Annotated in this window: 23 protein-coding genes and 1 pseudogene; 9 read left to right on the top strand and 15 right to left on the bottom strand. The window is 66.7% G+C overall.

Translation table 11 applies throughout. The annotated features are described in order from the left end of the window. Positions 1 to 151: 151 nt before the first annotated feature. Positions 152 to 1228, top strand: a complete 1077-nt coding sequence (locus tag J9314_RS18530; RefSeq protein ID WP_246490505.1) for an FAD-binding oxidoreductase — start codon at positions 152 to 154, stop codon at positions 1226 to 1228. A 6-nt stretch (positions 1229 to 1234) separates the two neighbouring features. On the opposite strand, the gene J9314_RS18525 is transcribed toward J9314_RS18530, so the two are convergent. Beyond that, complete coding sequence (locus tag J9314_RS18525; protein WP_210603744.1) at positions 1235 to 1873, bottom strand: TetR/AcrR family transcriptional regulator; 639 nt, start codon at positions 1871 to 1873, stop codon at positions 1235 to 1237. A 73-nt stretch (positions 1874 to 1946) separates the two neighbouring features. On the opposite strand from J9314_RS18525, the gene J9314_RS18520 reads away from it, so the two are divergent. After that, positions 1947 to 2816 (top strand): quinone oxidoreductase family protein, encoded by an 870-nt coding sequence (locus J9314_RS18520; protein ID WP_210605768.1) that lies wholly within the window; start codon positions 1947 to 1949, stop codon positions 2814 to 2816. Positions 2817 to 2830: 14 nt separating this feature from the next. On the opposite strand, the gene J9314_RS18515 is transcribed toward J9314_RS18520, so the two are convergent. After that, positions 2831 to 3961, bottom strand: coding sequence for a proline racemase family protein (locus J9314_RS18515; protein WP_210603743.1), 1131 nt, complete (start codon positions 3959 to 3961; stop codon positions 2831 to 2833). Further along, the gene (locus tag J9314_RS18510; RefSeq protein WP_281412348.1) at positions 3958 to 6081 is read right to left on the bottom strand and encodes an oxidoreductase; all 2124 of its coding nucleotides are present in this window, start codon (positions 6079 to 6081) and stop codon (positions 3958 to 3960) included. Before J9314_RS18510 ends, J9314_RS18515 begins: the two co-directional genes overlap by 4 nt. Positions 6082 to 6243: 162 nt before the next feature. On the opposite strand from J9314_RS18510, the gene J9314_RS18505 reads away from it, so the two are divergent. Continuing rightward, positions 6244 to 6909: a GntR family transcriptional regulator gene (locus J9314_RS18505; protein WP_246490503.1), complete on the top strand. Its 666-nt coding sequence runs from the start codon at positions 6244 to 6246 to the stop codon at positions 6907 to 6909. Between the two features lie 119 nt (positions 6910 to 7028). On the opposite strand, the gene J9314_RS18500 is transcribed toward J9314_RS18505, so the two are convergent. Continuing rightward, positions 7029 to 8489: an MFS transporter gene (locus J9314_RS18500; protein ID WP_181274430.1), complete on the bottom strand. Its 1461-nt coding sequence runs from the start codon at positions 8487 to 8489 to the stop codon at positions 7029 to 7031. A 368-nt stretch (positions 8490 to 8857) separates the two neighbouring features. Then, positions 8858 to 10450: an aminotransferase class I/II-fold pyridoxal phosphate-dependent enzyme gene (locus J9314_RS18495; protein ID WP_343207030.1), complete on the bottom strand. Its 1593-nt coding sequence runs from the start codon at positions 10448 to 10450 to the stop codon at positions 8858 to 8860. A 165-nt stretch (positions 10451 to 10615) separates the two neighbouring features. Here J9314_RS18495 and J9314_RS18490 point away from each other — a divergent pair, with 165 nt between their 5' ends. Then, positions 10616 to 11629, top strand: a complete 1014-nt coding sequence (locus J9314_RS18490) for a LysR family transcriptional regulator (protein WP_210603742.1) — start codon at positions 10616 to 10618, stop codon at positions 11627 to 11629. A gap of 67 nt (positions 11630 to 11696) precedes the next feature. On the opposite strand, the gene J9314_RS18485 is transcribed toward J9314_RS18490, so the two are convergent. From J9314_RS18485 to J9314_RS18455, 7 genes are all read right to left on the bottom strand, one after another. Continuing rightward, positions 11697 to 12155: an RrF2 family transcriptional regulator gene (locus tag J9314_RS18485; RefSeq protein ID WP_210603741.1), complete on the bottom strand. Its 459-nt coding sequence runs from the start codon at positions 12153 to 12155 to the stop codon at positions 11697 to 11699. A gap of 110 nt (positions 12156 to 12265) precedes the next feature. Then, positions 12266 to 13174 (bottom strand): sulfite exporter TauE/SafE family protein, encoded by a 909-nt coding sequence (locus J9314_RS18480; protein WP_210603740.1) that lies wholly within the window; start codon positions 13172 to 13174, stop codon positions 12266 to 12268. A gap of 180 nt (positions 13175 to 13354) precedes the next feature. Further along, positions 13355 to 14737, bottom strand: a complete 1383-nt coding sequence (locus J9314_RS18475) for a tripartite tricarboxylate transporter permease (RefSeq protein ID WP_246490501.1) — start codon at positions 14735 to 14737, stop codon at positions 13355 to 13357. Next, positions 14734 to 15171 carry a hypothetical protein gene (locus J9314_RS18470; protein WP_210603739.1) on the bottom strand — a complete coding sequence of 146 codons (438 nt, stop codon included), beginning with the start codon at positions 15169 to 15171 and terminating at the stop codon, positions 14734 to 14736. Before J9314_RS18470 ends, J9314_RS18475 begins: the two co-directional genes overlap by 4 nt. Positions 15172 to 15239: 68 nt before the next feature. Next, positions 15240 to 16523 carry a pyridoxal phosphate-dependent aminotransferase gene (locus J9314_RS18465; RefSeq protein ID WP_210603738.1) on the bottom strand — a complete coding sequence of 428 codons (1284 nt, stop codon included), beginning with the start codon at positions 16521 to 16523 and terminating at the stop codon, positions 15240 to 15242. A 138-nt stretch (positions 16524 to 16661) separates the two neighbouring features. Continuing rightward, the gene (locus J9314_RS18460) at positions 16662 to 18299 is read right to left on the bottom strand and encodes an FAD-dependent oxidoreductase (protein WP_210603737.1); all 1638 of its coding nucleotides are present in this window, start codon (positions 18297 to 18299) and stop codon (positions 16662 to 16664) included. Continuing rightward, the gene (locus tag J9314_RS18455) at positions 18296 to 18739 is read right to left on the bottom strand and encodes a MarR family winged helix-turn-helix transcriptional regulator (protein ID WP_210603736.1); all 444 of its coding nucleotides are present in this window, start codon (positions 18737 to 18739) and stop codon (positions 18296 to 18298) included. The genes J9314_RS18460 and J9314_RS18455 overlap by 4 nt, the downstream gene beginning before the upstream one ends. A gap of 68 nt (positions 18740 to 18807) precedes the next feature. Between J9314_RS18455 and J9314_RS19500 the strand changes: the two are divergent. The 4 genes and pseudogenes from J9314_RS19500 to J9314_RS18440 form a co-directional block, all read left to right on the top strand. Then, a pseudogene (locus tag J9314_RS19500) lies at positions 18808 to 18987 on the top strand (TetR/AcrR family transcriptional regulator); the annotation flags it as partial. A 68-nt stretch (positions 18988 to 19055) separates the two neighbouring features. Next, positions 19056 to 19328, top strand: coding sequence for a hypothetical protein (locus J9314_RS18450; RefSeq protein ID WP_210603735.1), 273 nt, complete (start codon positions 19056 to 19058; stop codon positions 19326 to 19328). Positions 19329 to 19438: 110 nt separating this feature from the next. Then, positions 19439 to 20245, top strand: coding sequence for an ABC transporter ATP-binding protein (locus tag J9314_RS18445; protein WP_210603734.1), 807 nt, complete (start codon positions 19439 to 19441; stop codon positions 20243 to 20245). After that, complete coding sequence (locus J9314_RS18440) at positions 20242 to 20976, top strand: ABC transporter permease (RefSeq protein ID WP_210603733.1); 735 nt, start codon at positions 20242 to 20244, stop codon at positions 20974 to 20976. Before J9314_RS18445 ends, J9314_RS18440 begins: the two co-directional genes overlap by 4 nt. A 37-nt stretch (positions 20977 to 21013) precedes the next feature. Here J9314_RS18440 and J9314_RS18435 read toward each other — a convergent pair whose 3' ends face one another. The 3 genes from J9314_RS18435 to phoA all read right to left on the bottom strand — a co-directional run bounded on the left by J9314_RS18435 (position 21014) and on the right by phoA (position 25193). Next, positions 21014 to 22510, bottom strand: a complete 1497-nt coding sequence (locus tag J9314_RS18435; protein WP_210603732.1) for an amino acid permease — start codon at positions 22508 to 22510, stop codon at positions 21014 to 21016. Between the two features lie 174 nt (positions 22511 to 22684). Next, a complete protein-coding gene (locus J9314_RS18430) occupies positions 22685 to 23260 on the bottom strand; it encodes a GNAT family N-acetyltransferase (RefSeq protein WP_210603731.1) in 576 nt (191 codons plus the stop codon). A gap of 142 nt (positions 23261 to 23402) precedes the next feature. Then, positions 23403 to 25193, bottom strand: coding sequence for an alkaline phosphatase (gene phoA / locus J9314_RS18425; protein WP_210603730.1), 1791 nt, complete (start codon positions 25191 to 25193; stop codon positions 23403 to 23405). Between the two features lie 259 nt (positions 25194 to 25452). On the opposite strand from phoA, the gene J9314_RS18420 reads away from it, so the two are divergent. Beyond that, a complete protein-coding gene (locus tag J9314_RS18420) occupies positions 25453 to 26457 on the top strand; it encodes an ABC transporter ATP-binding protein (RefSeq protein WP_210603729.1) in 1005 nt (334 codons plus the stop codon).

Here is a 26457-nt window from a genome sequence, read left to right as displayed (position 1 = left end):
CCAGGCAGCATCCACGCCCGTGGGCAAGGCGACGTTCCGAGTGCCCACTCGGGGCAGGCGGCCTGCACTCGCGGCCGCCGCCCCCCCGGTTCTCGATACGGCAGTCGAACCCGCGCCGGTCGACCGAGTGCACGCTGCTTCAGCTGGTCCCGTGCTCGCCGAACTTCAACTCGATCCCGAACTGCTCACCGGGTTCGTCGACGTCGTCGGCATCACCGACGTCACCCGCGACGTGAAGACCTTCGAACTGCGGGCGGCCTGGATGCCTACCGTCGACTTCGAACCCGGACAGTACGTGACGATGCGCATCCCCGAGCTCGGGTGTGAGCGCTGCTACTCGATCTCCTCGGCGCCGTTCGGGACGAACACCTTCACGATCACCGTCAAACGCGTGGTCGGGGGAGTCGTCTCGACCTATCTGCACGATTCGGTCCGGGTCGGCGACCGCGTCCACGTCGACGGTCCCTACGGCCTGTTCAGCACGAGCTTCCACCCGGCGCAGCGCCACCTGTTCCTCTCGGCCGGATCGGGCATCACCCCGATCATGTCGATGGTCCGCAGCCTGCTGGCCAGGCAGGGCGGTCCGAGCACCGATATCGCGTTCGTCCACAGCGCAGCCACGCCCGTCGACATCATCTTCCGCGCGGAACTCGAGCAGCTCGCCGAGCTCGCCGGGGTCAGCGTCACCATCCTCTGCTCCCGGGACAGCGAAGTCGAGACGTGGACCGGGCGGCGTGGTCGGCTCGATGCGGCAACCCTCGCCGAGGTGGTCCCCGACGCGGCCGAGCGCGAGACCTTCGTGTGCGGGCCGAGCGGATACATGGACGCCGTGCGCCCCCTCCTCGCCGAGGCTGGGGTGGGGCAGGTGCACGAGGAGTCGTTCGTCTTCGCGACGGCTCCGGCTGACCGTGTGGCGAAGGCCCGGGCAGGAGGGAGAGCGGCCATGAGCGCGGCGCCTGCCGGGGCCTGCCACACGATCGACTTCGTGGGCAGCGCTCGCCGAGTCGACTGCGACTCTGACACGACGGTGCTCGACGCCGCCTTGGATGCGGGGCTCTCCATGCCGTCGTCGTGTTCGGAAGGCGCGTGCGGAACCTGCAAGTCCACGCTGGTCAGCGGCGAGGTCGAGATGAATCATGCCGGCGGCATCCGCCCCAAGGAGATCGCGGCCGGGAAGTTCCTGCCCTGCTGCTCGACCCCGCTGACCGACCTCGTCGTCGAGAGGTGAGTCAGCTCATCCGCGCGCGATGCCGACCACGACCTTCTGCGCGCGGGCGGTGAGCTCGTCGAGTTCGTGCCCTTCGAGCCGCAGCCACTGTTCGAGCTGAGCGGCCGAGAGCACCGCCATGATCGCCTCGGCGCGGAACCGGGCATCCTCGGGATGCTCTTCCCGCACGAGCACCTCGACGTGCAGGCGCCAGAAGGGGTAGACGATCCTGTCGAAGCGCCCGCGCGGACTCGAGGCCTCGGTGAGGAGTACGAGGTCAAGGTTGTTCGAGATATGCCGGATGTAGGCCTCGACGAAAGCCGCCAGCCGCTCGGTCCCGGGCGCTCCGGGCCCCAGCGGTGGGGGCCCCTGGAGCATCTGTGCGTGCATTTCGCGGACTCGATCGTCGAGCAGTGCCGAAGCGATCCCGGCCTTGTCAGTGAAGTTCCGGTACAGCGTCCCCTTGCCGACCTGTGCGCGTTTGGCCAGCACATCCATGGTCAATCCGGCAACGCCCACCTCGGCGATGAGCTGGGAAGCCGCATCGAGGACTTTGCGTCGATTTCTCATCGCGTCCGCCCGCTGGGGCTTCGCCGTCGTCGCCAGAGGAAGAAGCGGCGACGCCCCTCTTGTGGAATCGGACTGCGGTCCGTTAAGGTCGCTCATATACGGACTATAGTCCGTATCTGAGACGTACACGCAGACAGCCGACGACACACTCGAACCCGGGGAAGGCCAGCTGCTCGTCGAGCTTACGGTCTCCGAAGTGAACTTCCTCGACGTCGTCCAGCGCCGAGGTGCACTGCCGACGCCCTTCCATGCCGGTGTCGAAGGAGTCGGTACGGTCACCGCCGTCGGTGGCGGAGTCGAGGCCTTCAACGTCGGCGACCGCATCGGCTGGATGGCCGGTGGTCAGGGCAGCTTCTCCGATCATGCGCTCGTCGCGGCCGACAAGGCTGTCCCGCTGCCGGATGACATCGACGATGAGACGGCGGTCGCAGCGCTCATGCAGGGCATCACCGCCCACTACCTGACCACCGATACATTTCCTGTTTCCGCAGGTGAGGTCGTGGTCGTCCACGCCGCAGCTGGCGGACTCGGCCAGATTCTCACCCAGATCGCCGTGTTCAAGGGCGCCACCGTGATCGGCACGACGTCGAGCGAGGAGAAGGCCGAGATCGCCCGTGCCAACGGTGCCGCGCATGTCTTCGGCTACGAGGACTTCGCCGAACGCGTCCGCGAAGTCACCGACGGTGAGGGTGCCTCGGTGATCTACGACGGCGTCGGGGCCACGACTTTCGAAGCCGATCTCGAGGCAGTGCGGACTCGCGGCACGATCGTCGTCGGCAATGCGAGCGGACCGGTACCTCCGGTCGACGTGAACACGCTCAACACGTCCGGTTCGCTGTTCCTCACTCGACCGACGGTGGCAGACCATGTCCGGACCCCCGAAGAGCTGCGTGCTCACACGGACGAGGTCTTCGCGTGGATCCGCAGCGGTGAGCTGAGGGTCAGCATCGGAAAGCGATTCCCCATCACCGAGGTGGCCGCCGCCTTCGATGCCCTGGAGTCCCGTGCGACAACCGGAAAGATCGTGCTCGAACACTGAGCGCTGAGCCAGGCTCAGCGGAGCACGAAGCCCGGCACCAGGTCATCGAGCGGGTCGATCTCGAACGTGCAGGCAGCGACCTTGTGCGCGGTTCCGGTGACGACCGGGATGACGGAATCGAGGCCCGAACGGTCACCGGCCGCACCGTCACCGGCCGAACTGACCTCCTCGAGCACGCGAGCGTGGAAGCGTGTGCCGACGATCGAGTCGTGGACGAGCGTCTGACCAGGGGCGAGCTCCCCGGTGGCATGCAGGGCCGCCACTCGGGCGGCAGTGCCCGAACCGCAGGGAGAGCGGTCGACCTGACCGTCGGCGAAGACCGTGACATTGCGCTGGTGGAGCTCGCCAGTGGGCAGGGTTCCCAGGCGGTCGACGATGATCGTGCCGTAGACCCCCGAGAGTCGCTCGTCGTCCGGATGCACGGTGAGCGGATGGTCCACCAGTCCCGCTTTGATCTCACGGCCGAGCCCGATGAGCTCGGTGAGATTCTCGGGCCGAACCACGCCACCGCCACAGCTCGCGCTGCCATCGCTTGAGCCGCCGGCTCCCTCCGCTTCCGCCTTGTCCGTCTTCGAGCCGCCCGCCGGTGCCGCGCTGAGCTGGGTGCCGTCGACGACGGCGTAGAGAGCCCCTCCCCACGCGAGGGCGACGCTCACCGGGCCCCGACTCGTGGGAACCGTGATGCCGGTGCCGACGAGCCGGCTGGGCACATTGACGAAATCCACCGAGGTGGCCCGTCCCTCGTCGTCGGTGTGCACCTGCGCGCGCACCCGCCCCGAGGGCACATCGATCGTGACCTCGGTGATCCCGGACGGGTCGAGCGTGACGAGTCCGGATGACACCGCCCACGCCCCGAGCGCCATCGTTCCGTGCCCGCAGGCCGTGGAGAATCCGTCCTTGTGCCAGAAGAGGACTCCGAAGTCGGCTCCGTCGTCATCGGGTTCGGTGATGAATCCGCCGTACATGTCTGCATGCCCGCGCGGTTCGAAGCACAGCAGCCGCCGCAGTCCGTCGCTCTCGTCATCGGTGATGGCGTTCGCCCGCTTCTCGGCCACGGTGACGCCGGGGAGGGGCACCGGCGGTTCGGCCACGATCCTGAAGGGCTCACCCGCCGTGTGGTAGTCGATGGTGGTGCAGACGTTCACAGTCCCATCCCCGCCCGCAGTCCCTCGAGCACGGCCGCATGGACATTCCGCGAGGCGACCGCGTCCCCGATCCGGTAGAGCGCGAACGATGCGTCCGCCTCGGCGACGGGGGAAGTCGGCGGCGGTTCCGCGCCCGCCGCGGCACCAGCATGAGCGCTGGTGGCTGCGGTGGGATCCGGCTGCGGCCGGCCGCGCACCCACGCGTCGAGGTCCGTCGCCCCGTGATTGGTCGAATGAGGTTTGAGCGCGAAGTAGACCTCATCGTTCGGCGTCGTCCCGAAGTCGACGACCACCGCATCGGTGACGATCTCGGTCTCCCGATCCGAATAGTCGCTGCGCAGGTTCGCCACGATCTCCTTCCCGTCGATCCGCGGCTTCTCCGTCAGACGTTCGCCGAGGCGGACCTCCACTCCGAATTCGGAGAACACCTGGAGATAGGCCGGGGAATTCATCGACCCGACATCGATGCCGATCGAGCGTTCGGGGCTGACGTAGGTGACCTGCCCACCGCCCCGAGCCAGGCGTTCGACGGCGTCGAGGGCGGGGTAGAACCCGTGATCGTCGAAGACGAGCACCCGCTGCTTCGACTTGAGCCGGTCGTCCATGACGTCCCAGACGTCGAAGCTCGGCCCCTGCTCACGGAACGGATACCCGGCGTCGGGGACCCCGCCGGTGGCGACGATGACGACATCGGGGTCGAGCGCGAGGACGTCGGCCGCCTCGGCGAAGGTATTCAGCCTCAGGTCCACGCCGTGCTTGGCGCACTGCTGCACGCGCCAGTCGATGATGCCGATGAGATCCCGCCTGCGCTGGGATCGGGAGGCGATGCGGACCTGACCGCCGGGGGCGTCATCGGCCTCGAGGACCGTCACACGGTGCCCGCGGACGGCCGCGACCCGGGCGGCCTCGAGCCCTGCGGGGCCGGCCCCGACGATGACGACGTGCTTGGGATCGGAGCCGATGTCGTGAGGGATCTCCTGCGGCAGATCCGCCTCCCGGCCGCTGGCGGGATTGTGGATGCAGGTGGCCGAACCGGAGGTGTAGATCGAGTCGAGGCACATGTTCGCGCCCACGCAGGGGCGGATGTCCTCTTCACGATGCTCGCTGATCTTGGCCACGAGGTGCGGATCGGCCAGCTGCGCGCGGGTCATGCCGACGAGATCGAGGCACTGGTCTTCGATCGCGTACCTGGCGGTGGGGACATCGGCGATGCGGGCGGCGTGGAGGACGGGGATGTCGATGGCCTTGCGGATGCGACGGCAGGTCTCGAGCCACGGCGCCGAGGGGGTGCCCATGCCGGGGATCGCCTCGGCGAGCTCGCGGTCGGAGTTGATCATCCCGACGTTGAGGTTGAGGAAGTCGATGCCGTGGTCGGTGTAGGTCTCGAGGATGTCGACGGCGCGGTCCTCGCGCATGCCGTCCTCACGGCGTTCGTCGACGGCCATGCGGATGCCCACGAGGAAGTCCTCCGGCACCGCCGCCTTCACGGCGTCGATGATGCGCAGGGGGAAGCGGATGAGGTTCTCCAGCTCTCCGGAGTACTCATCGTCGCGGTCGTTGAGCCAGGGGGCGAGGAACGAGTCGATGAGGTGGCCGGCATGCATGATCTCGAGCCCGTCGAGACCGGCCTCGGCGGCCCTGGCGGCGGCGGACGCGAAGTCGGAGACGATGCGGTCCATGTCGAAGTCCTCAAGGGCCTTCGTGAACGACCGGTGCGCGGCCTCCCGCGTCCGCGAGGCCGAGACCAGGGGCAGCCAGTCACCGGCGAAGTTCGAGGATCGATGACCCAGATGAGTCGTCTGGATCATCACGGCCGCACCTTCGTCGTGGCAGTCCTGAGCGAGCGCGGCCAGCCAGGGCACCACCTCGTCGGTGGTCAGGTCGATGTTGCCGAACGCGGCGGGCGAATCCTTCGACACGATGGCCGAGCCGCCGATCATCGTCAGCCCGACCCCGCCGCGGGCCTTCTCCCGGTGATAGAGCCGGTAGCGGTCCTTGGGCATGCCGAGTTCGGTATAGGCGGGTTCGTGTGAGGTCGAGACGATGCGGTTGCGCAGCGTGAGTGGTCCGAGCTCGAAGGGCTGGAGCAGGGGGTCGGCGGTCACGGGTTCCTCCTTCATTGCAGGAACGTCCTTGGTCGGCGCCCGCGGGGAGATGTCCCGCGCCGTCGACCGGTTCACATTCAGGTAATCGATTACCGATTACCTGGTTCCATCGTGCGTCTGCGCGGTTATGCTGTCAATAGCTTTCAGGCAGTTCTTCGATGTGGAGGTGGAGTCGACGTGGATCGTGAAAGGCCGCAGGCGCAGTCGCTGCGAGAGCATGCGCTGGCGATCATCCGTGACGCCATCACCGCCGGTGACCTCGCCGAGGACCGGATCTACTCCGCTGCCGGGCTGGCCAAGGAACTCGGAATGTCGCTCAGCCCGGTGCGTGAGGCGATGATGTCGCTCGTCACCGAGGGGACGGTCGAAGCTGTCCCGAACCGCGGCTTCCGACTCGTCCCGATCACCGAGGATGACCTCGAGGAGATCATCCGCATCCGTGTGCTCCTCGCCGTCCCCGCGGTGCGGCACCTGTGTGAGACGGCAGCTGCGGCGGAGGTGGCCCCGGGAGTCACCATCGCCGAGGCGCTCGCCCGCTTGCGTGAGCATGCCGAGGCCACGATCGTCGCCGCCGAATCCGGTGACGTGGCCGAGTTCTACACACGCGACCGCAGGTTCCACGAAGCGCTGCTCGAGTTCGGACTCGGACGGAGGGCGGCCGAGATCAGCCTGCGGCTGCGCGACCAGTCGCGCCTGTTCAACGTGCGCTCGGAGATCGATGACATCGCCGTCGACTCGGCCAGAGAGCTGCCGCGCATCGTCGACCTCATCGAGGCGGGCAAGGCCGATGACGCCGGCGAGCTCGTCACGTCCAACCTCTATTTCTTCAAGCGCGGCAACTGACTGGTCGGGCAACGACAACGGCCGGCGTCCCCGCGGAGACGCCGGCCGTGTTTCGAACTCAGCCGTCGGAGCGGCTCAGCCGACTGACGATCTGTCGGTCGAGCCGCCTCGGCGCCGGCTCACTTCGCGGCTTCGTGGATGACCGGGATGGGCATCGTATCGGGGTCGAGGTCGGGATTCTCGTCCTGACCGGCCACGAGCGCGACGGCCTCCTCCTTCGTCTCCACCGTCGGGAAGGACCCGAGCAGCGGACGGCGTGCGGACTCCTTGATGAAGCACACGGCGACGAAGGCGATCACGGAGAAGAACATGATGTAGAACGCCGGCATGTACGAGTTGCCCGTGACATCGATGAGCGCCTGAGCGAACAGCGGGGTCGTGCCGCCGAACAGGGACACACCGAGGTTGAACGTCAGACCCATCGCACCGTAGCGCGAAGCCGTCGGGAACAGCGCCGGCAGCGTCGAGGCGAGGCAGGCGATGTAGAAGCCGGCCGGAACCGCGACCATGAACAGCGCAACAGTCACAGCGGTCATCGTGCCGATCTGCATGACAGCGAAGGCCGGAACGATGAGGACGATCGTGGCACCGGCGGCGATCATGAAGACGAACTTACGGCCCATCTTGTCCGAGAGCTTGCCGATGAGCGGCAGGCACACGGACATGATGATGAGCACCGGGATGGTGACGACGGCGGCCTGGATGTTCGAGACCTTGACCGTCTCCTCGAGGTAGGTGGGCATGAAGCTCGTGAGTGCATAGCCGACCGTCTGCGAACCGGCGACGATCGCGATGCCGAGGAGGATCTCCTTCCAGAAGTGACGGACGACGCCGATGAGGCCGTGGCGGGCGTACTGGTCGTCCTTGTCCTTCGTGATGAGGCCGGCATCCTCGTTCGCCTCGAAGCTCGGGGTCTCGGGGATCTTCAGACGGAACCAGATGGCGACGGCGCCGAGCGGGATGGCGATGAGGAACGGGATCCTCCAACCGCCGTCGAGCATCGCGTTCTCGCCGTAGATGCTCGTGCTGATCACGGTGGTGATCGCCACGGTTCCCGCGCCGGCGGCGAAACCGAGGTAGGAGCCGACATCGAGCCAGGAAGCCCAGTAGCCGCGCGACTTGTCGGGCGCGAACTCCGAGACGTAGGTGGTGGCACCGGCGTACTCGCCGCCGGTGGAGAAGCCCTGGATCATCTTGAGCAGGTAGAGCGGGATGATGACCCACAGCCCGACCTGGGCCGCGGTGGGCAGGACGCCGATGAGGGCGGTGGCGGTGGCCATCGTGGCCATCGTGAAGAAGAGGATCTTCTGGCGGCCGACCTTGTCACCGAGGGGTCCGAGCACCATGCCGCCGAGCGGGCGGACGAGGAACGAGACGGCGAAGCCGAGCAGGGTGACGAGCAGACCCATCTGTCGGTCCATGCCTTCGGTGAACACCGAGGTCATGGTCACGGCCAGGTAGCCGTAGACACCGAAATCGAACCACTCCATGAAGTTGCCGACCGTGGTGCCGCCGATGGCGGTGCGGATCGACTTGGTTTCGACGACGATGCAGTGCTCTTCCTTGAGCCGCTTCTTCATCGCCTTGCGCTCTCGACGCGAGGGTCTCTTGCCCTCCGGAGTGGAATCAACGTGTTCAGTTGTCATGAGTGGGTCCTCATTTCGACATATTCATAGCCGCCGAGAGGGGCTCGACGGCGAGGCGTTCGGTTTCGAACAACGCGAAACATCCTTACGTGCTCGCATAGGTGCGTCAATAAAGTGCGTGAGGCAGGTCACAATCATGAGTATGGCAGAAACGTGTCTGTGTGGCGTCGGAAATGTGAAATTCGCAGAAACACGGAAGGCCGTTGTTCCCAGTCGGGACAACGGCCTTCCGTGGATGCGGGCTGAGTGGAGCCTGTGTGGATGTTCGGTGCGATCGGCCGCCGAAGACGGCCACTGTCGGCTCAGAATTTAGTCACACGAAAGTAACCTAATTCGGGATCGACGGCCCCGCGGACGTGCCCCGAGGGGCTCGCGGCCACGGCTTGGAGGAAATCGACGGTCTCCGCAGTGATCTCCTCGCCGGGCAGGACATTCGGAATGCCGGGCGGATAGGCGGCCAGCGAGCTCACGCTCACCCGGCCGACCGCCTCGGCGGCGGGAACGAGTTCGGAGTCGGCGAAGAATGCCTCACGGGGCAGCATCGCCAGCCGTCCCGCACTCGGCAGCGGAGGAAGCGCGCCGCGGGCGTTCGATGAGGTCGCGGAGTCGGAATCGATCCCCGCCGAGGCGGCCCTGTCGTCCCGATCGCCCGTCGCCACGGTCTCAAGCCGCAGCGTCTCGAGCGCATCGATGAGGCGGGAGATGTCCGGGGACTTCCCGATCCCGATGAGGGCGACGAGCGTCGTGGCCGTCGACATCTCGGGGAAGATGTCGAAATCCTGGGCCAGGCGCTTGCGCACCGTGTGGCCGTCGAGGCCGGTGGCGGTGATGTCGATGGGCAGGCGGAACGGGTCGATGTCGACGACATCGGCATGGCTGAGGAACTCGCCCGAGAGCAGGTGGTAGCGGTCGGTGGCCTCGATCTGGGCACGCACGTGGCGGATGTTCTCCAGTGACTCGGCGATCGCCTCTCCGGAGGTCATGAGTTCCCGGCGGGCCAGGTCGATCGAGGCGAGCAGGTGCGCGTTCTCGCTCGTCGAGGACGTCATCATGAAGGCGCGGGCCAGTGCGGGTTCGAGCCGGGCGGCGAGCTCGGTGTCGCCGAGGTGGAGCAGCGCGGACTGGGTGAGTGAGCCGGCGAGCTTGTGCGTGCTCATGATGACGATGTCCGCGCCCTGGGTCACCGGCGAGGCCGGCAGGTCGGGGTGGAAGCCGAAGTGCGCGCCCCAGGCTGCGTCGACGATCAGTGCCGCACCTGCGGAATGGGCCACCTCGGCGAGGGATTCGACGTCGGCGACCGCACCGAAGTAGCTCGGGGTGACGAGGTAGACGGCGGTGACCGGTTCGGGGTGATTTCGGATCGCCCGGCGCAGGGAATCGGGGGTCACGCCGTGGGCGATGCCGTTGACCTCGTCGACGTTGGGGTAGACGAAGCCGGGGTTGAGTCCGGCGAGCACGATGCCGTCGATGAAGCTCGAATGAGCGCTGCGCTGGGTGACGACGCCGGAGCCGAGGGTCCCGACGGCAAGGGCGGCCATCCGGTTGCCCTGCGAGGAGCCGTTGGTGAGGAACCAGGTGCGGCGCGCGCCCCAGGCCTCGGCGGCCAGGCGCAGCGCTTCGTCCTTCGGGGTGTGCGAGCCGAGGTCGATGCCGTCGAAGAGCGGGGGGATGTCCAGGGAGAGGGTGTGCTCGCCGAAGAATTCGGCCTGACCGGCCGAGATGCCATCGGCAGTGCCGCCGTGTCCGGGGGTGGACAGGAACAGCGAATTGCGGTCCGCCGCGTGCGCGAGCGCTTCGGCGTAGGGGGCGCGCGACTGCGCGTCGGAGGGATGCGGCATCGGTCCCACGGAGGAGTGCGGGGCCGGGGGCATGGGGGAGTCATGATGCACGGTCATGTCTCCAGATTAGGGAGACCAGTGGTGCGAGGAGAATAGCAACTTTCCTCCCATGCTCTATAGTCAGTATTGAACTCAAACTGGGCTCAATGAGGGTTGTGTGGAGCTCGCAGCAGGCTCGTTGACGACCGGGCAGCGGCTCGACGAGGATCAGAAGGGGAAGCGATGGAACCGCTGGACACGCGCGGCCTCACCGCTCTGCGGGCCGTCGCCGAGGCCGGGTCCGTGGCCGCCGCGGCGACCTCGCTGTCGTGGAGTCAGCCGACGGTCAATCACCATCTGCGCAATCTGGAGAAGGCGCTGGGTGCCACACTCATCGAACGCAGTCCGCGCGGATCGCACCCGACGACGGTGGGCAGCCTCGTGGTCGCTCGGGCCACGGAGATTCTGGGACTGTGCGACCGCCTCGGCGCCGAGGTGGCCCTGTGGCGCGATTCCCAGGCGGTCCCCGTCCGGATCGGCGCGGTGCCCACGGTCGGCGCCCGGGTGATCCCGCGCCTGCACGATCAGCTCCAGACCCGCCCGCGCTGGCAGACCCGCGACGAGGCGGTCGCCGGGGATCGGACCGAGGTGCTCACCGCGGCGCTGGATGTGACGATGGACGAGCACGCGAAGCTCGTGGCCCGGCTCGAGTCCGGTGACCTCGACCTCGCGCTGCTCGTGTCGACCGACATCGACCGAACGTGGATTCCGACGACGCTGAGTGCGACGCACCTCTACTCCGAGCGGCTGTTCCTGTGCGTGCCGAGGTCCATCGGCCCCATTGCCGTCGACGCTCAGGGTCTGCCCGATCTCACGGTGCTCGTGTCCCAGACGTGGGCGTTCAGCATCGATCCGGGCGACGCCATCGACGAGGTGGTCCGCTCCTTCTGTCTGGCCGCGGGCTTCGAGCCGCGGGTGGGGATGCGGATGGATGACTACGCGGCCATCAATCGGATGATCTCGGCCGGCCTGGCGGTGGCGATGATCCCCGAGTCCTCGCTCTCAGCCGATGCGGATATCGAGGTCATCCCGATGCCGCTGAGCGCCTGCCGTCGCGACGTCCTGTTGGTCTCCCGGTCCGCCTCGGCGCAGTCGGCGGGTGCGCGGACGCGGCACGATCCGATCGTCCAGGCTCATGATTCGGCCATCGCCGAGGTGGTCGCCGACGTCCGTACGGTCACCCGGCGCTGGCGGTGAGGGTGGGCTGTGACTCCGGGCCGAGCGGGACGCCGGCGCGGTACGTGAGAGCTGTGCGCGGGCAGACTCAGTGCGGGTTCCAGGCGTCCTCGATCGCGACCTTGTCGGTGACCGCCTCGGGCAGCGATTTCTCGGCGAGGTGGGCGATGGTCACGTGTTCGAGCACGTCGCGCAGGGAGTAGCGGGCGGCGATCCACACCTGCTGGAGTGACTCGGCGGTCGAGTCGTAGCTGACGTTCTCGGGGCGCTGGCCGTAGATCGAGACGAGGGGGCCGTCGACGGCGCGGATGACGTCGGCCACGGACACCTCGGCGGCGGGCTTCGTCAGTCTCCATCCGCCGGACTTGCCGCGGACGGAGGTGAGGATGTCGACGCGGCGCAGATCGGCGAGGATGGCCTGGAGGAAACCCTTCGGGATGTCCTGCCGTCGGCCGAGCTCATCGGCGCTGATGGGTGCACCGTCGTCCGTCGCGGCGATCTCGATGAGAGCGCGCAGCGCGTAGTCCGACTTGGTGGTCACCCTCATGCCGTCATCGTAACAGTGGGTGTCGGCACCGGTGCGCCCGCCGCCGTCGACCTCGGGCCGCCGCTGTCGACCTCGGGCCGCGAGGGCACGTGCCGTCGGCGGCGTTCGGGTCAGGCTCCGCCGACGGGAACGACCTCGGCCGCCTCGGCGGAGTCGTCCTTGCGCACCTTCCGCTCCACGCGACTGACGTGGACGAGCAGGGCGACCCACGCGAGGGCGAGGACGATGAGCACCGTCGAGAGCACCGGCGTCGAGGCGCCGAGTGCGATGGCGATGGTGCGCGCATTGGTGAGGATGATGATTCCGCCGGCGGCGACGGCGAGGATGCGGGCGGGCAGGATCTTCACCAGCCAGGCAGCGAAGGGTGCGGCGATGATCCCGCCGATGAGCAGGGCGGCGACGATCGTCCAGTCGATGCCGGCGTGGCCGAGGGCGAACAGGAAGCCGAGCGATCCGCCGACGGCGACGACGAATTCGCTGGTGTCGATCGAGCCGACGACCTTGCGGGGTTCGAGGCGGCCCGAGGACAGCAGCGTCGTCGTGCCCACCGGTCCCCAGCCTCCGCCGCCGATGGAGTCGAGGGCGCCGCCGACGAGGCCGACGGGGACGAGGAGCTTGGCTCCGGGGCGGCCCTTGAACTCGGGGCGACGGCCGCCGAGGGCGAGGAAGCGCCAGATCACGTAGATGCCGAGGGCGAGCAGGATCCCGGAGATCCAGGGGGTGGCGCCGTCGCCGTTGAGTCCGGAGAGGAAGGTGGCCCCGGCGAAGGCGCCGATGAAACCGGGGACGGCGAGGATCGACACCGTCTTCCAGTCGACGTTGCCGAAGCGGTGGTGAGAGATCCCCGAGACCAGCGTCGTGCCGAGCTCGGCGAAGTGGACCGCCGCCGAGGCGGCAGCCGGGGCGACGCCGGCCGCGAGGAGCAGGGTCGTCGAGGTCACCCCGTAGGCCATTCCGAGCGATCCGTCGATGAGTTGGGCGAGGAGACCGACGAATCCTAAGACGATGAGCTGCCGCATGGTGGTGCCTTTCCACGAGCCGAATATTGTTGAGCAATTCGTTCTCGCACCACAATAGCTACTAAGTCCAGTAAATAACTACACTATGACTTTCTGTGACGATCGGGTTGTCTGCGGTGGCTGACATTACGGAGGGCGGCATGGCCCGGCGCAGCCGTCCGCGCAGGCGAACCTCGAGACTTACAGGGCGAGGATCGCGGGGACGGTGAGCACTGCGACGTAGTAGCCCATGAATTGGACGCCCGCGTGCATGCCGATCATCCGGTTGAACAGGCCACCGACGAGCCCGACGGTGATTGTCACACCCAGGGCCAGCAGGCCGCCCTCGTAGAGGCAGATGACGCAGATGAGGGCGGCGAATCCCGCGATGATCGCCTCGTGGGAGACCGAGGTCATCACCCACGTCGCTGCCCGGTGGGCGTTCTTCATCACGAAGGGGTAGGCGATCGCGATGGCGATGACTGCGGCGATGACGGCGAAGAGCGCGAACTGCCCGGTCGTGAGCAGGTCGTGGAGGTTGTTCGTCTCGCCGGTCTCCGTATCCAAGGTATAGACCGGCGGGGCGTTGAAGAGAGGAGCTGCGGGTCCCGCGGCGACCGGGGAGAGCGGCAGGCCGATGGCGATGAGCGGGATGAGCGTCTCGGCGAGATAGGTCGACTCGGTGGTGCCGTTGCGCACCGTCGCCACGGTGGTCAGTCGGTGGTAGCCGTTCTTGATCCGACTGCCGACGATCTCACCCATGAGTACGGCCATCGCCACCGGTGAGAACACGAAGGTCGCCGAGGTGATCGCCGCCGAGCCGCTCGTATACGCCAGCTGGGTGCGGTCGAGGACCTTGAGCGGGTTGGGCAGGCGCCCGCCCGGCCGGCGGACGTCGGGAGCGAGTGCGAACTCGCGCTTGCCCTCCTGGCGCATCGCCCGCCGACCCGCCGGCGAGAGCGAGGCGAAGAGATCGAAGATCAGCGGTCCGGTGGCGATGCCGAGGAAGAACGAGGTCGTGAACGTCGTCTCCTTCTGCTCCATGATGAACGCCTGCAGGCCGACGATGACGAGGACGAAGGGAATGAGAGCGACAACGGCGCCGAGGCGGCCCTTCGAGGTGTACGCGACGAGTACGGCCGCTGCCGCGAAGATCCACGGAGCCACCGCCTCGATCGCCTCGGCGAAGGGGGTGAGGATGAGGGCGAAGATGATGGACAGCGGGATCGCGATGACCACGGCCACGACCCCGCCGGAGATCGCCTTCTGCAGCGCCAGGTGCGGAACTCCAAGTGCGCGCAGCAATTGAGCCTCGCGCAGCATCGGCACGGCCGTCGTGTCACCGGGGATGCCCAGCAAGGTCGTCGGCACCGCGTGCGAGATGTGTTTGGCGATGACCGCGGCCAGGAAGAAGGCGATGACACCGGCAGGTGGGACACCGAGCAGGATCACCAGCAGGGCGATGGGGGCGACGGTCGCCGTCTCGTCGGTGCCGGAGATCAGCCCGATGCCGGTGAACAGGACGGCGGCCAGGAGGGCCATGCCGATGGCCCAGAGGACGGGTTCGATGAGTTCGGCGCTCACTTCTCGCGGTCGCTTTCGTGTCCGTCGGGCCTGTCGGTGCGGCGGGATTCGTGATTGTCGACCAGAGCCTCGAAGAGACCGAGCGCGCGCACTTCCTCTTGCACCGCCTCGGGGAGTTCGCGGGGATCGCCGAGTTCGCCGTACTCCTCGACGACCTCATCGATGATCTCCTGCCGGTCCCGGGTGTCGGCGGTGGAGGTGGTGATCACGCGCTTGGGTTTGAACAGGAACCCTGTGATCACAGCCCCGAGGATGCACCCGAGGATGCCGATGAGCAGGGCATAGGAATGGCCGAGCTCGGTGTTCCCGACGGCGGCGAAGAGATGGTCGGCGATGAGGTAGGACGAGACGGCGATCCCCACGGAGATGGCGATGCCGCCGGTGAGATGCCGGGAGTCGACCGTGTCGTTCCACACTTCGATCAGGTGCGGCATCCTTACCCGCCTTCGCTTCGGTGATGATGGTCCTGAGTCAGGATACCCATCATCACCGCGCGCCGACCTCAGCCCGCGGCGGCGGAGCCCTTCACCGCAGTGTTCTCGCGCACGACCGGCAGCTCGCAGGTCGTCGACGCCACCTGGCGGTAGCCGGACAGGAATGTGTCGAGCCGTTCGATCGCCTCGGTGAGCACCTCGACCGACGGCAGGGTGACGAGGCGGAAGTGGTCGGGCCTGGGCCAGTTGAAGGCTGTGCCGTGGGAGACGAGGATCTTCTGTTCGCGCAGCAGATCGAGGGCGAACTGCTCGTCATCGGTGATTCCGAACTTCTCGACGTCGAGCTTTGCGAACATGTACAGCGCACCGTCGGCACGGTGGGCCGAGACGCCGTCGATCGAGTTCAGCCCTTCGTAGGCGACCTGCATCTGCGCGCCGAGGCGGCCCGTCGGCAGGACCAGGTCTTCGATCGACTGATGCCCGCCGAGCGCGGCCTGGATCGCATGCTGAGCCGGCACGTTCGAGCACATGCGCATGTTCGCGAGCAGTTTGATGCCCTCGAGGTAGCTGTGCGCCTCCTCGAGCGGGCCGGTGATCGCGAGCCAGCCGGAGCGGTAGCCGGCGACCCGGTAGGCCTTCGACAGTCCGGAGAACGTCAGGCACAGCACGTCGTCGCCGGTCAGGGTGGCCATGTTGACGAGTTCGATGCCGTCGTAGGTGATCTTCTCGTAGATCTCGTCGGAGAAGACGATGAGGCCGTGGCGGCGGGCGATGTCGGCGATCTTCTGCAGCGTCTCCTTCGAGTACACCGCACCGGTCGGGTTGTTCGGGTTGATAACGACGATGCCGCGGGTGCGTTCGGTGATCCGAGATTCGAGGTCGGCCAGATCCGGCTGCCATGCGTTCTCCTCGGCGCAGCGGTAGTGGACCGGGGTGCCGCCGGACAGCGCCACCGAGGCGGTCCACAGCGGGTAGTCGGGACCGGGCACGAGGATCTCGTCCTCGGGATTGCACAGGGCCTGCAGGCTGAGCGTGATGAGTTCGCTGACACCGTTGCCGAGGAAGACCTCATCGGTGCTGAGATTCCGGATGCCCCGAGTCTCGTAGTACTGGACGACGGCGCGGCGAGCGGAGAGGATTCCGCGCGAATCCGAATACCCCTGTGTGACCGGGAGGTTCGCCGCGATGTCCTGGACGATCGCCTCGGGGGCTTCGAATCCGAACGGGGCAGGGTTGCCGATGTTGAGCTTGAGGATCGTGTGCCCGGCGGCTTCCATCGCCTGGGCCTCTTCGAGGACGGGTCCCCGAATGTCGTAGAGGACATTGGCCAGCTTCGACGACTGCCTGAACATGTGAACCGTGGAACCTTTCATCCGACTTCTGCTCCGCCTCCCACGCTAGGCCCTCGCCGAGGTGGTCCTGACCAAACAGAGGCCCGTTTCCCAGACCTTTGCCGGGCCCGGCGGACCGTTGTGCAGACCTTTCGTAGCTCAGGTCACACGGCCCGAAGCCTGATCATGGGGCTTACGCCACTGTGGACCGTGACCTAGGGCGGTCGCAAGTGCACTGCTGACAGCAGACACTGGGTCGGCGAGGCCCTTCGGCGCTCGCCACGCGATGACGTGGTCGGGGCGGACGAGGACTCCGTCGCAATCGGAGCCAGAGTAGATCCGATCCCACACCTGTCGGTGCTCTGCCGCGGCTGAGCCCGGAGCGACGGTACGGATGGCGAGAGCGGCAGGCGGCCGTTCGCTCAGCGCTGCCGCCGTAGGACTGCGGTCATCGGCGATGAAGGTGAACCGGACAGGATCGAGAATGCCGAGTGTGCTGCGGGAGGAAGTGGACAGGGCGATATGTGGTGCGCGTGTGCCCGGCCGGCCGCTCGGGTCGCGGGGATCTTCGACAGCGCTGGTCAGTGCGTCTATGGCGGAGTCTGCTTTTGCGGCTGTGTCAGAGATCGGCGGATAGGCAGATCCCAGGGACAGCGTGGCGGAATCGATCTGCTCCGGCGGAGCAGGCTGGCCCGGCGTTTTGCGCGACCTCAGCAGCGCCTGTTCGACGATAAGGCGTACCAGCGGGCCGCGCTCGATCTCATAGGAATCGAGCAACCTGCTATCGGCTTCCCCGCGACACACTGCAGCAAGTTTCCAAGCGAGATTATGGGCATCCTGGACTCCGGTGTTCCCTCCGAAACCGCCGTAGGGAGGCATCTGGTGGGCGGCATCGCCGAGGAGGAAGATCCGTCCCGCCGACAATCTCTGCGCTACATAGGCGCCAGTGCTCCAAGTAAGCACGCTGTCGATGTGCGGGTCGAGCTCGGGCAGGCCGGTCGCCGCCCTGATGATGGAGGCGAGCTGCGTCGACAGGTCCGTTCCGTTGCTCCACTCGGGGCGTTGGTGTGTTCCGAGCTGCCATTGCCGTTCGCTCTCGTTTCCGCGGGCGAAGAGGAACGCTTCGGCATTGCGGGCCATGAGCGCGTCGACGACTCGGCCATGGAGGGCAGGCGACAAGTCCGCGGAGAAGAGTGCACTGACGGCGGTTCCCGGCACCGGTTCACCGTCGAGGCCGATTCCGAGATTCCGCCGGATCGTGCTGCGGGCACCGTCGGCGGCGAGGAGGTAGCGGGCGCGGAGTGTCGACACGGTACCGTTGCGGTCGAGCCGGGCACTGACTTCGTGCTCGCCCTCACTGATGTCGCTTGCCTGCGTACCGAACAGGACTCGGGCCCCCAGTTCTTCTGCGCGGGTGCGCAGAATGGGTTCGATGCGCTGTTGGTCGCAGGAATAGGGTGTGAAGGGACTCAGGTGAGCAGCCGCCGATTCGTCATCGGCAGGAGGCACCCACTGATCGTGCTCGGCGGAGAGATCGGCCGCGACAGCGAACCCGCCGTTCGGCTCCCCGGCGGTACGGATCTCATCGTCGATGCCGAGGCTGCTGTAGAGCTCCATCGACCTGACGGTGACGAGTCGGGCCTTGGGGTGCAGAGATGTCGACGGATGTCGTTCGACGACGGTGACGTCTACGCCGTGCTGAGCGAGGAAGGCGCCCGCAGCGAGACCGACGAGGCCGCCGCCGATGACGAGGACGTCGCAGGCGGTTTCCTGCGGTGTGGTGGCCCGCGTGGTCACGATGAACTCGGGCGGTTCGTCTCGGCGGTGAGAGAAGAGGTGAGACGAGTCAGCTGGCCTGCGAATACACTGACTTCTTCGTCCGTCCAATCGCTGAGGTGTATGGCGAATCCGCGCGTGAGTTCTCCCCGAAATCGATCGCGCGCCTTCTGCCCGTCCTTCGTGACGTCGATGGAGTACGAACGGCCGTCCCCGGAATGTCTGAGTCGGGTGACGAGGCCGTGGTCGGTCAGGTCTGCCACTGCACGGGTGATTGACTGCGGCGGGACATGGAGTTCGTGAGCTGCTTCGGACGGGGTGATCGGGGACTGCGCAGCCAGATTGAGCACTCCGAGTCCTATGGGCCCCAGATCCGTCTCGGTCGCGGCGCGACGTTGTAGAAGGGTCACCCGCTGCAGATCGCGGATGATCGTCCAGATCGCATCATGTAGTTCCACCATGGAAGTATATTGAAGGCGGTTGAACCACACAACGCGCAGCAGCTGGAGATCCTGGGACCGCGTGCGTCTTCGGGGCACTCATCTCAGCCCTTCATCTGGTGTTGACCGGGACCCCGCGGGAGCGGCTGGGAATAGAGTTCGCCCACAATATGCTATGCATGGCAGGTGTTCCCGATCAGGAGGCGAGCGAGATCGCCGGTCGTGAACTGCCGCCGTTGCCAGCTCTGCCGACGAGCGCTGGCAGCTGAGCGCACCAGGCCGACATCGTCGCAGCCTCCTTGTGGCCGGAGCACCGAGTCATGGAAGGAGTATCGGAATGGCTCGGAAGAATGATTTCCTCGATAAGGCACAGCAGGTCAACGAACGTCTTGACGAATTCGCGTCGAAGGCCAGCGGACCGGATGTCGCCTATGGAGCGACTCCAGGCTATGTACTCGACGACCCTGAAGGGAAAGCACAGGCCGCCGCAGACGGCGAGGGCGTCACGCTCTATCGCAATGCCGACGGCTCCCACGAGGCGGTGGATGAGTCGAATATACCTGAAGTCGACAGGCCGAATGCCGCTGCGGACGATGAGTCCGAGGGTTGAGTCAGGCACGGACTGAGGAGTCGCAAGCAGACTGACGGAGGCCCACGGCGGCATTGCCCAAGGACACGTCTGCCTTGACGGAGTCAGCGCCGGGGTGTCTCATTCACCGTATGAGTGACACAGCGGTCGAGGTGAGAGGACTGCGGATCCGGCGCGGACGCCGGACCGTCATCGACGGCCTCGACCTCACGGTGCCGCGCGGTGCCATCGTCGGACTCCTCGGCCCCAGCGGCAGCGGCAAGACGACGCTGATGCGCGCGATCGTCGGCGTGCAGATCATCGCAGGCGGAACGGTCAGCGTGCTCGGGCAGCGGGCCGGATCCGCACCGCTGCGCCACCGGGTCGGGTACATGACGCAGGCGGCGAGCATCTACGAGGACCTCAGCGTGCGAGCCAACCTCCGCTACTTCGCTCGGGTACAGGGAGCCCCGAAGTCCGATATCGAGCGTGTCCTCGAGCGCACCGACCTGATCGGTCAGGCCGATCAGCTGGGCCGGACGCTTTCGGGCGGGCAGGCGAACCGGGTGTCCCTGGCCGCCGCGATGCTCGGGAGCCCCGAGCTCCTCGTCCTCGACGAGCCCACCGTCGGCCTCGACCCGGTGCTGCGCGCGGATCTCTGGGACCTCTTCCGCAGCCTCGCCGAAGAGGGAACGACGCTGCTGGTCTCCAGCCACGTGATGGACGAGGCCACCCGCTGCGATCGGCTGGTGCTCATGCGTGAGGGCTCAGTCATCGCCGATACGACACCGCGCGAGCTGCTCTCAAGCACAGGAGCCGCCTCGGCGGAGGAAGCATTCCTCGACATCATCGAAGCGGATTCGGCAGGGCGGGGCCGGACCCACCTGCTCTCACGTGAAGGCGTTGGATCCAGCGATGACGGACGTGGCAGGGATGGACAGAAGCGAGGCCGGCGATGAACCCGCGGCGCACCCTCGCGACGACCGGACGCGTGCTCGTCCAGATTCGCAACGACCCGCGTACGATCGCGCTCCTGCTCATCGTGCCCAGCCTGCTCATCGGCTTGGTGGCGTGGATCTTCGACGAGACAGATACCTTCGCCACGATCGGGCCGGCGATGCTCGCGCTCTTCCCGTTCATCGTCATGTTCCTCGTCACGAGCATCGCGACCCTGCGCGAACGCCGCAGCGGAACGCTCGAACGGCTGCTGTCGATGCCGCTGGGGCGCGGCGACTTCATCCTCGGCTATACGCTGGCCTTCGGCTTGCTCGCCGTGGTGCAGACGGCCGTGGCCGTCGGCTACGCAACGTTGGTGTGCGGGCTCGAGATCGAAGGATCAGTCGGTCTGCTCTTCGTCGTCGCGATCGCCGATGCTCTGCTCGGCACAGCCTTGGGGCTGCTGGCCAGCGCCTTTGCCCGCACGGAGTTCCAGGTCGTGCAGTTCATGCCCGTGTTCGTGTTCCCGCAGATCCTGCTCGGCGGGATCTTCCTGCCACGTGATCAGCTGCCGGACGTGCTCGAGACCATCGGAGACTGGCTGCCGCTGTCCCATGCGATCGATGCGCTCAATGCGGTCTCGACCGGCCACGAGGATGACGCCTATATCTGGCTGCGGGTGCTCTTCATCGTCTGCTGGATCGTCGGAGCCATCATCGTCGGCTCGCTGACCCTGCGTCGCCGGACGCCGTGAGGCATGGTGACGGCGCGGACAGTTGCGAGCAGGGTCGTCAGTTCTTTCCAGACCCCATCGGCTCGGTGCGGTCGGTCAGCTCGAAGGGCCGGCGGCCCTGGCCTCGCACGAAGGCGAAATAGCACAGCCACAGCGCGACGACCCAAAGCAGACCGACCCACAGTGCCGGGCGGGAGTCGGGAACGATGCCGACCATGACGACGACGAAGACGATGAATGCGACCGTGATCCACGAGCCCACCGGCCACAACGGCATGGGGAATTCGCTGGGAAGACGAGCCTCCTCGGCGATCGCTTTCTTCATCCGGATATGGGCGGCGAGGATGACCAGCCACACCAGCACCGTGGCGAAGGTGGCCAATGCCCCGAGCAGGAACAGTGCCTGGTCTGGGTAGAGGTAGTTGAGGACCACGCCGGCCAGCAGCGCGACGATCATCGTGATCACGGTCATCACGGGCACGCCATTGCGGGAGGTGCGGGCGAAGGAGCGCGGAGCCTGCCCCTGTTCCGCCAGGCCATGGAGCATCCGGCCGGCGCCGAAGATGTCGGCGTTGATGGCCGACAGGGCCGCCGTGATGAGAACGACCTGGAGGATGGCCGCGGCAGCGGAGAAGCCGACGGAGTCGAAGATCGCGACGAAGGGGCTGATCTCGGAGGTGATCTGATTCCACGGCAGAATGCACATGATCACGCCGAGGGTGAGGACGTAGAAGAGGAGGATGCGCACCGGCACCGAGTTGATCGCTTTGGGCAGCACCTGCTTCGGGTTCTGGGCTTCTCCGGCGGTGACGCCGATGATCTCGATGCCGCCGAAGGCGAACATCACGATCGTGAACGATGAGAGCAGACCCCAGAATCCGTTCGGAAGGAAGCCGCCGTTGTCGACCAGCGCCTGCGGGCCCATCTGGTCGTGGTCGGCGATGCCGAAGCCGAAGATGATGATGGCAATACCGGCGGCGATGAGGGCGATGATCGCGACGATCTTGATGAGCGCGAACCAGAACTCAAGCTCGCCGAAGACCTTGACGCCGATCATGTTGATGGCGGCGATGAAGAAGACGACGGCGAGCACCCAGATCCACCGCGGGACTCCCGGGAACCAGAAGCCCATGTACACGCCGATCGCGGTGGCGTCGAAGACGGCGACGAGGACCATCTCGAAGGCGAAGGTCCAGCCGACGAGGAACCCGGCAAAGGGGTGGATGTAGCGGGAGGCGTACTGGCCGAAGGACCCGGAGACGGGGTGGCGGACGACGAGTTCGCCGAGGGCGCGCATCACCATGAACACGGCAGCCCCGCCGATGATGTAGGCGAGCAGTACTGCGGGTCCCGCCGCTTGGATTGATTCCGAGGAACCCATGAACAGGCCGGTGCCTATGGCCGAACCGAGGGCCATGAAACGGATGTGGCGGGCGGTCAGGCCTCTGTGCAGGCCGGCGTTCGCCTCGTGACCGTTCGCGGATTCGTCGACGCGTTCGCTGTTGCGGTCGTACGCGGGGAGCGCCTCGTTGCGGTCCTTGTCGGCTGGAGCCATCGGTGTCTGCTGTCCTCTTCTCTCGACTGCCCGTGGCCGCCTTCGTGCCCACACGAACGTGTGGTCCGGCGCCACGGCCACCTCAGGCTCTCATGTCGGGAGAGGGCCTGAGCGCGGGTGTCGGGACAAAGAGTCCGAGATCTCAGAAAATCGTGTCAGATGGCAGACTGCCGGTCAGGCCGTCTGGCGGTCGCTGGCGAGCATCCCGAAGATGAGGGTGTCCGTCCATTCGCCCTTCGACCACCAGTCCTTGCGCAGGTGCGCTTCCTGTCGCATCCCGGTCCGTTTCGCCAGGTTCGCCGAGGCGGTGTTCCGGGAATCCATCTGTGCGAATACCCGATGGAGGCCGTAATGGTCGAAGGCGACATTGAGGACGGCGATGGCCGCCTCGGTGGCGAAGCCGTGTCCGCCGGCGGCTGGGTCGAGGATCCAGCCGATTTCCGCCTTCTCGTCGCTGCCGTCTTCGAGCCAGATCGCGATGTCGCCGATGACGCGTGAGCCTTCGAGCGAATCGAGGCCGTCGGCGGTCTCGATGACCAGCGCCAGAGCTCGGGATTCGGTCTCGAGGCCGGTGCGGGGGAGACGTTCGGCGACTTTGGTCTCGGCTACCTCGGCGGTCCATGGATCTTCGAGGAGAAACCGGGAGACGTCCTCGCGGGAGTAGATGGGAAGATGCACCTCGGCGTCGGACTCCCGGTACGCGCGCAGTCGCAGTCGGTCGGTGGTCAGGGGCAGCTCGAGGGGTTCCATGTGCTCACTCTGCCAGGTCGACCTGAGTGGGGGAAGGACGATGCCGGACGCTTCGCTGGGAGCGTCCGGCATCGTTCGCGGTCACACCCGCTGAGGTCGAGCGTCGGGTGGTGCGCCTGGACTCAGGTGCCTCACCATAGGCTCAGGCGGGGAGGATGCCGCGGCGCTTGGCCATGCGGACCAGGGCCGACCCTCCGATGATTGCGGCCACGCCGAAGAAGATCGCGGCACCGATCTCGACGCCGGTGCGCGGCAGCGTTCCGCCACCGCCGGCCAGGCCCGAACCTTCGCCACCGTCGCCGGAACCGGCATTGCCTTCGCCGCCCTCCGAGCCGCCGTTCGCACCGCTTCCGCCGCCGGTCGCGTCGGATGAGCCGTTGGAATCGTCGGCCCCGGTGGTGTCCTGGGAGCCGGCCGAACCGTCATTGCCACCGGCATTCGACGAGCCTGAGGCATCGTCGGAACCGTTAGCGTCAGCACTTCCGGTCGAATCATCGTTGCCGTTTGCGTCGTCACCCGGGTCTCCGGGCACCTCGGCATCACGGTCGAGTCCGAGGCCGTCGGCGATCGTGTAGTGCAGGTCCGTCTGATCGGTCAGCCCGACGACATTGGCCGCGCCCGGCCCGTACGCGGCGATGCGGATCTGCGTGCCGGTGTGACCCTGTGACGCTTCCTCGTCAGCGGTCGCATAGTTCATGGTCATATCGGTGCCGTCGACAGTGGTCAGCGTCCGGGTGAGGCCCGGAGTGTCCGAGCCGGCGGAGACGATCTGGCTCGTGTGAGCGTGATCGGCTGTCGTGACGACGAGGGTCTCGCCGTCCTTCTTCGCGAAGTCGAGGGCGGCCTTGACCGCCTCGTCGAGGTCGACGGTCTCACCGATCTGACCGCACGGGTTGGCCGCGTGGTTTTCCTTGTCGATGCTCGCTCCCTCGACCTGGAGAAAGAAGCCCTCGTCGTTGTCGAGCAGGTCGACGGCCTTGCTCGTCAGCTGATCGAGCTTCGGCACATCCGCGGTGCGCTCGGGGTTGTTCTTGCACTTCACGGCCGGTTCGGTGCCGCCTCCGTGGGTGGCCTTCGGTCCCTCCCAGCGAACGGGGAAATTGCCCTCTGTGAAGAGACCGAGCACCGGTGCGTTCTGGTTCGCCTCGGTCACACCTTCGAGCGAGTCGGAGTCGTTCACGAGCTGGTAGCCGCGCTCCTCCGCCTGCTCGCGCAGCGTCTTGTCCTTCCAATCACCGGCCACGGCCTTCTGCTCGAAGGAGGCTGAACCGCCGCCGAGGACGACGTCGGCGCGAGCATTGAGGATCTGTTCGCTGATCGAGCCGAGTCCGCCGTTCTCCAGCGCCTCGCTCGAGCAGTCCTTGCTCGTCTCCTCAGGTCCGTAGCAGCCGCGTTCGCTGATGTGGGAGAGTTGGGCGGCCGGCGTCGCATCCTGGATCTCCGCGGTCGAAACGTCGCCGGTCTTCATGCCCTTCGCGCGGGCCATCTCGATGAGCGACTTGTGCGGGTTGCCTCTGCGATCGACTCCGAGAGCCCCGTTGTAGGTCTTCGTCCCGGTCGACCAGCCGGTGGCGCTCGCCGCGGAGTCGGTGACGTAGTCCGGCTTGCCGGTGTCCCTGTTGACCGCGTATGTCGTGTACTGGCCGGTCAGCGGCAGTTCATCGAGACCGTCGAAGCGTCCGTGGGCGCCCTTCGCATAGTTGCGCGCGGAGGTGATCTCCGAATCGCCCATGCCGTCACCGATGAGCAGGATGACGTTCTTCGCGCCGGAATCCTCCACCGCGTCGCGGATGACGTCGGTGTTGTCGCCCTCGAGCTGACGAGCTCCGCCGGGGGCATCGATTCCGGAAGCCTGGGCGGGGCTGGCGGTTGCGAAGAGCGCGAGTCCGAGCGCTCCGGTCGCCGCGGCGAGACGCAGTGTTCTCGAGGGCATTGTCATCCTTCCGACGGTGGGAAGCGCCCGCCGAGGCGACGGTGCGCGAGCATACCCGCCCAACGTACTCAGCCGATTCGCAGACAGTGTGGAGGAAAGATGAAGGGCAAGTGAACTTCCCAGCGTGGCTTGTCTTCTGTGTGCAGGCGGGCGAGCGAGTGCTCGCCGCGGCTACGGAGTGACCGGTGACAAATGGCACCCCTGACCTCGTGACAAATGGCATCATCGCCCTCGCGTCCGGATTCCTAGTCTGAAGGACATGAACACAGACACGACTTATCCAGCCACAGCGGATCACCGCATAGCCCCGGGGCAGATTGCCGACGCCGTCTCCCTGACCGGACTCTCGAAGTCCTTCGGCGACCTCAAGGCCGTCGACGGCCTCGACCTGAACATCCGCCCCGGTGAGGTCGTCGCCTTCCTCGGTCCCAACGGCGCAGGCAAGACGACGACGATCGACATGCTGCTCGGACTCTCCCGCCCCGACGCCGGAGCGGTCGAGATCTTCGGCATGCCGCCTCGGCGGGCGGTCTCGCGCGGCCTCGTGAGCTCGGTCATGCAGACCGGCGGACTCCTCGATGACCTCACAGTCCGCGAGACCGTGGAGTACACCTCGGCGGTCTTCGCCTCCTCCCTCGACGTCGACCTCGTGCTCAAACGAGCCGGCATCGCCGACATCGCCAACGCCACGGTGAAGAAGTGCTCGGGCGGGCAGAAACAGCGGCTGCGCTTCGCCATGGCCCTCCTGCCCGACCCCGCGCTCATCGTCCTCGACGAACCGACCACCGGCATGGATGTCACCGGACGCCGCGACTTCTGGCACGAGATGCGCGCCGACGCCCTGACCGGCAAGACGATCCTCTTCGCCACCCACTACCTCGAAGAGGCCGACGAATTCGCCGACCGCGTCATCCTCGTCGCCGGCGGCCGGATCGTGGCCGACGGTCCCTCGCACGAGATCAGAGCCATGGCCGCCGCGAAGACCGTGAGCGCGACCCTGCCCGTCTTCGATACGGAGCCCGACACAGAGTCGGGCACGAACGCCCGCGCCGAGGTTGCACCCGGTGTCGCTGGGATCGTCGACCTCCTCGGCGGGTTGGCCGGGGTCGAATCCATCGACGTCCAGGGGCGGCGCCTGAAGATGCGGACGAGTGATTCGGACACTGCCGCCAGGACGCTGTTCGACCATGCCTGCACCGACCTCGAGATCTCCTCGCACTCGCTCGAGGACGCCTTCATCAGTCTGACCACGAAAGGGGCCTGA

The sequence above is a fragment of the Brevibacterium oceani genome, assembly GCF_017948325.1.
Classification (GTDB): domain Bacteria; phylum Actinomycetota; class Actinomycetes; order Actinomycetales; family Brevibacteriaceae; genus Brevibacterium; species Brevibacterium oceani.
Note: the sequence above shows the minus strand (reverse complement) of the source record. Positions and strands in the feature narration are given on the sequence as shown.

Excerpts from the sequence above, each read along its gene's own strand:
- J9314_RS18500 (WP_181274430.1), bottom strand. The coding sequence starts at position 8,489 with ATGAAGAAGCGGCTCAAGGAAGAGCACTGCATCGTCGTCGAAACCAAG.
- J9314_RS18455 (WP_210603736.1), bottom strand. The coding sequence starts at position 18,739 with ATGGTGGAACTACATGATGCGATCTGGACGATCATCCGCGATCTGCAG.
- phoA (WP_210603730.1), bottom strand. The coding sequence starts at position 25,193 with ATGCCCTCGAGAACACTGCGTCTCGCCGCGGCGACCGGAGCGCTCGGA.
- J9314_RS18470 (WP_210603739.1), bottom strand. The coding sequence starts at position 15,171 with ATGCCGCACCTGATCGAAGTGTGGAACGACACGGTCGACTCCCGGCAT.
- J9314_RS18440 (WP_210603733.1), top strand. The coding sequence starts at position 20,242 with ATGAACCCGCGGCGCACCCTCGCGACGACCGGACGCGTGCTCGTCCAG.
- J9314_RS18510 (WP_281412348.1), bottom strand. The coding sequence starts at position 6,081 with ATGAAGGAGGAACCCGTGACCGCCGACCCCCTGCTCCAGCCCTTCGAG.
- J9314_RS18445 (WP_210603734.1), top strand. The coding sequence starts at position 19,439 with ATGAGTGACACAGCGGTCGAGGTGAGAGGACTGCGGATCCGGCGCGGA.
- J9314_RS18465 (WP_210603738.1), bottom strand. The coding sequence starts at position 16,523 with ATGTTCAGGCAGTCGTCGAAGCTGGCCAATGTCCTCTACGACATTCGG.
- J9314_RS18485 (WP_210603741.1), bottom strand. The coding sequence starts at position 12,155 with ATGAGGGTGACCACCAAGTCGGACTACGCGCTGCGCGCTCTCATCGAG.
- J9314_RS18450 (WP_210603735.1), top strand. The coding sequence starts at position 19,056 with ATGGCTCGGAAGAATGATTTCCTCGATAAGGCACAGCAGGTCAACGAA.
- J9314_RS18525 (WP_210603744.1), bottom strand. The coding sequence starts at position 1,873 with ATGAGCGACCTTAACGGACCGCAGTCCGATTCCACAAGAGGGGCGTCG.
- J9314_RS18495 (WP_343207030.1), bottom strand. The coding sequence starts at position 10,450 with ATGACCGTGCATCATGACTCCCCCATGCCCCCGGCCCCGCACTCCTCC.
- J9314_RS18430 (WP_210603731.1), bottom strand. The coding sequence starts at position 23,260 with ATGGAACCCCTCGAGCTGCCCCTGACCACCGACCGACTGCGACTGCGC.
- J9314_RS18420 (WP_210603729.1), top strand. The coding sequence starts at position 25,453 with ATGAACACAGACACGACTTATCCAGCCACAGCGGATCACCGCATAGCC.
- J9314_RS18490 (WP_210603742.1), top strand. The coding sequence starts at position 10,616 with ATGGAACCGCTGGACACGCGCGGCCTCACCGCTCTGCGGGCCGTCGCC.
- J9314_RS18435 (WP_210603732.1), bottom strand. The coding sequence starts at position 22,510 with ATGGCTCCAGCCGACAAGGACCGCAACGAGGCGCTCCCCGCGTACGAC.
- J9314_RS18480 (WP_210603740.1), bottom strand. The coding sequence starts at position 13,174 with ATGCGGCAGCTCATCGTCTTAGGATTCGTCGGTCTCCTCGCCCAACTC.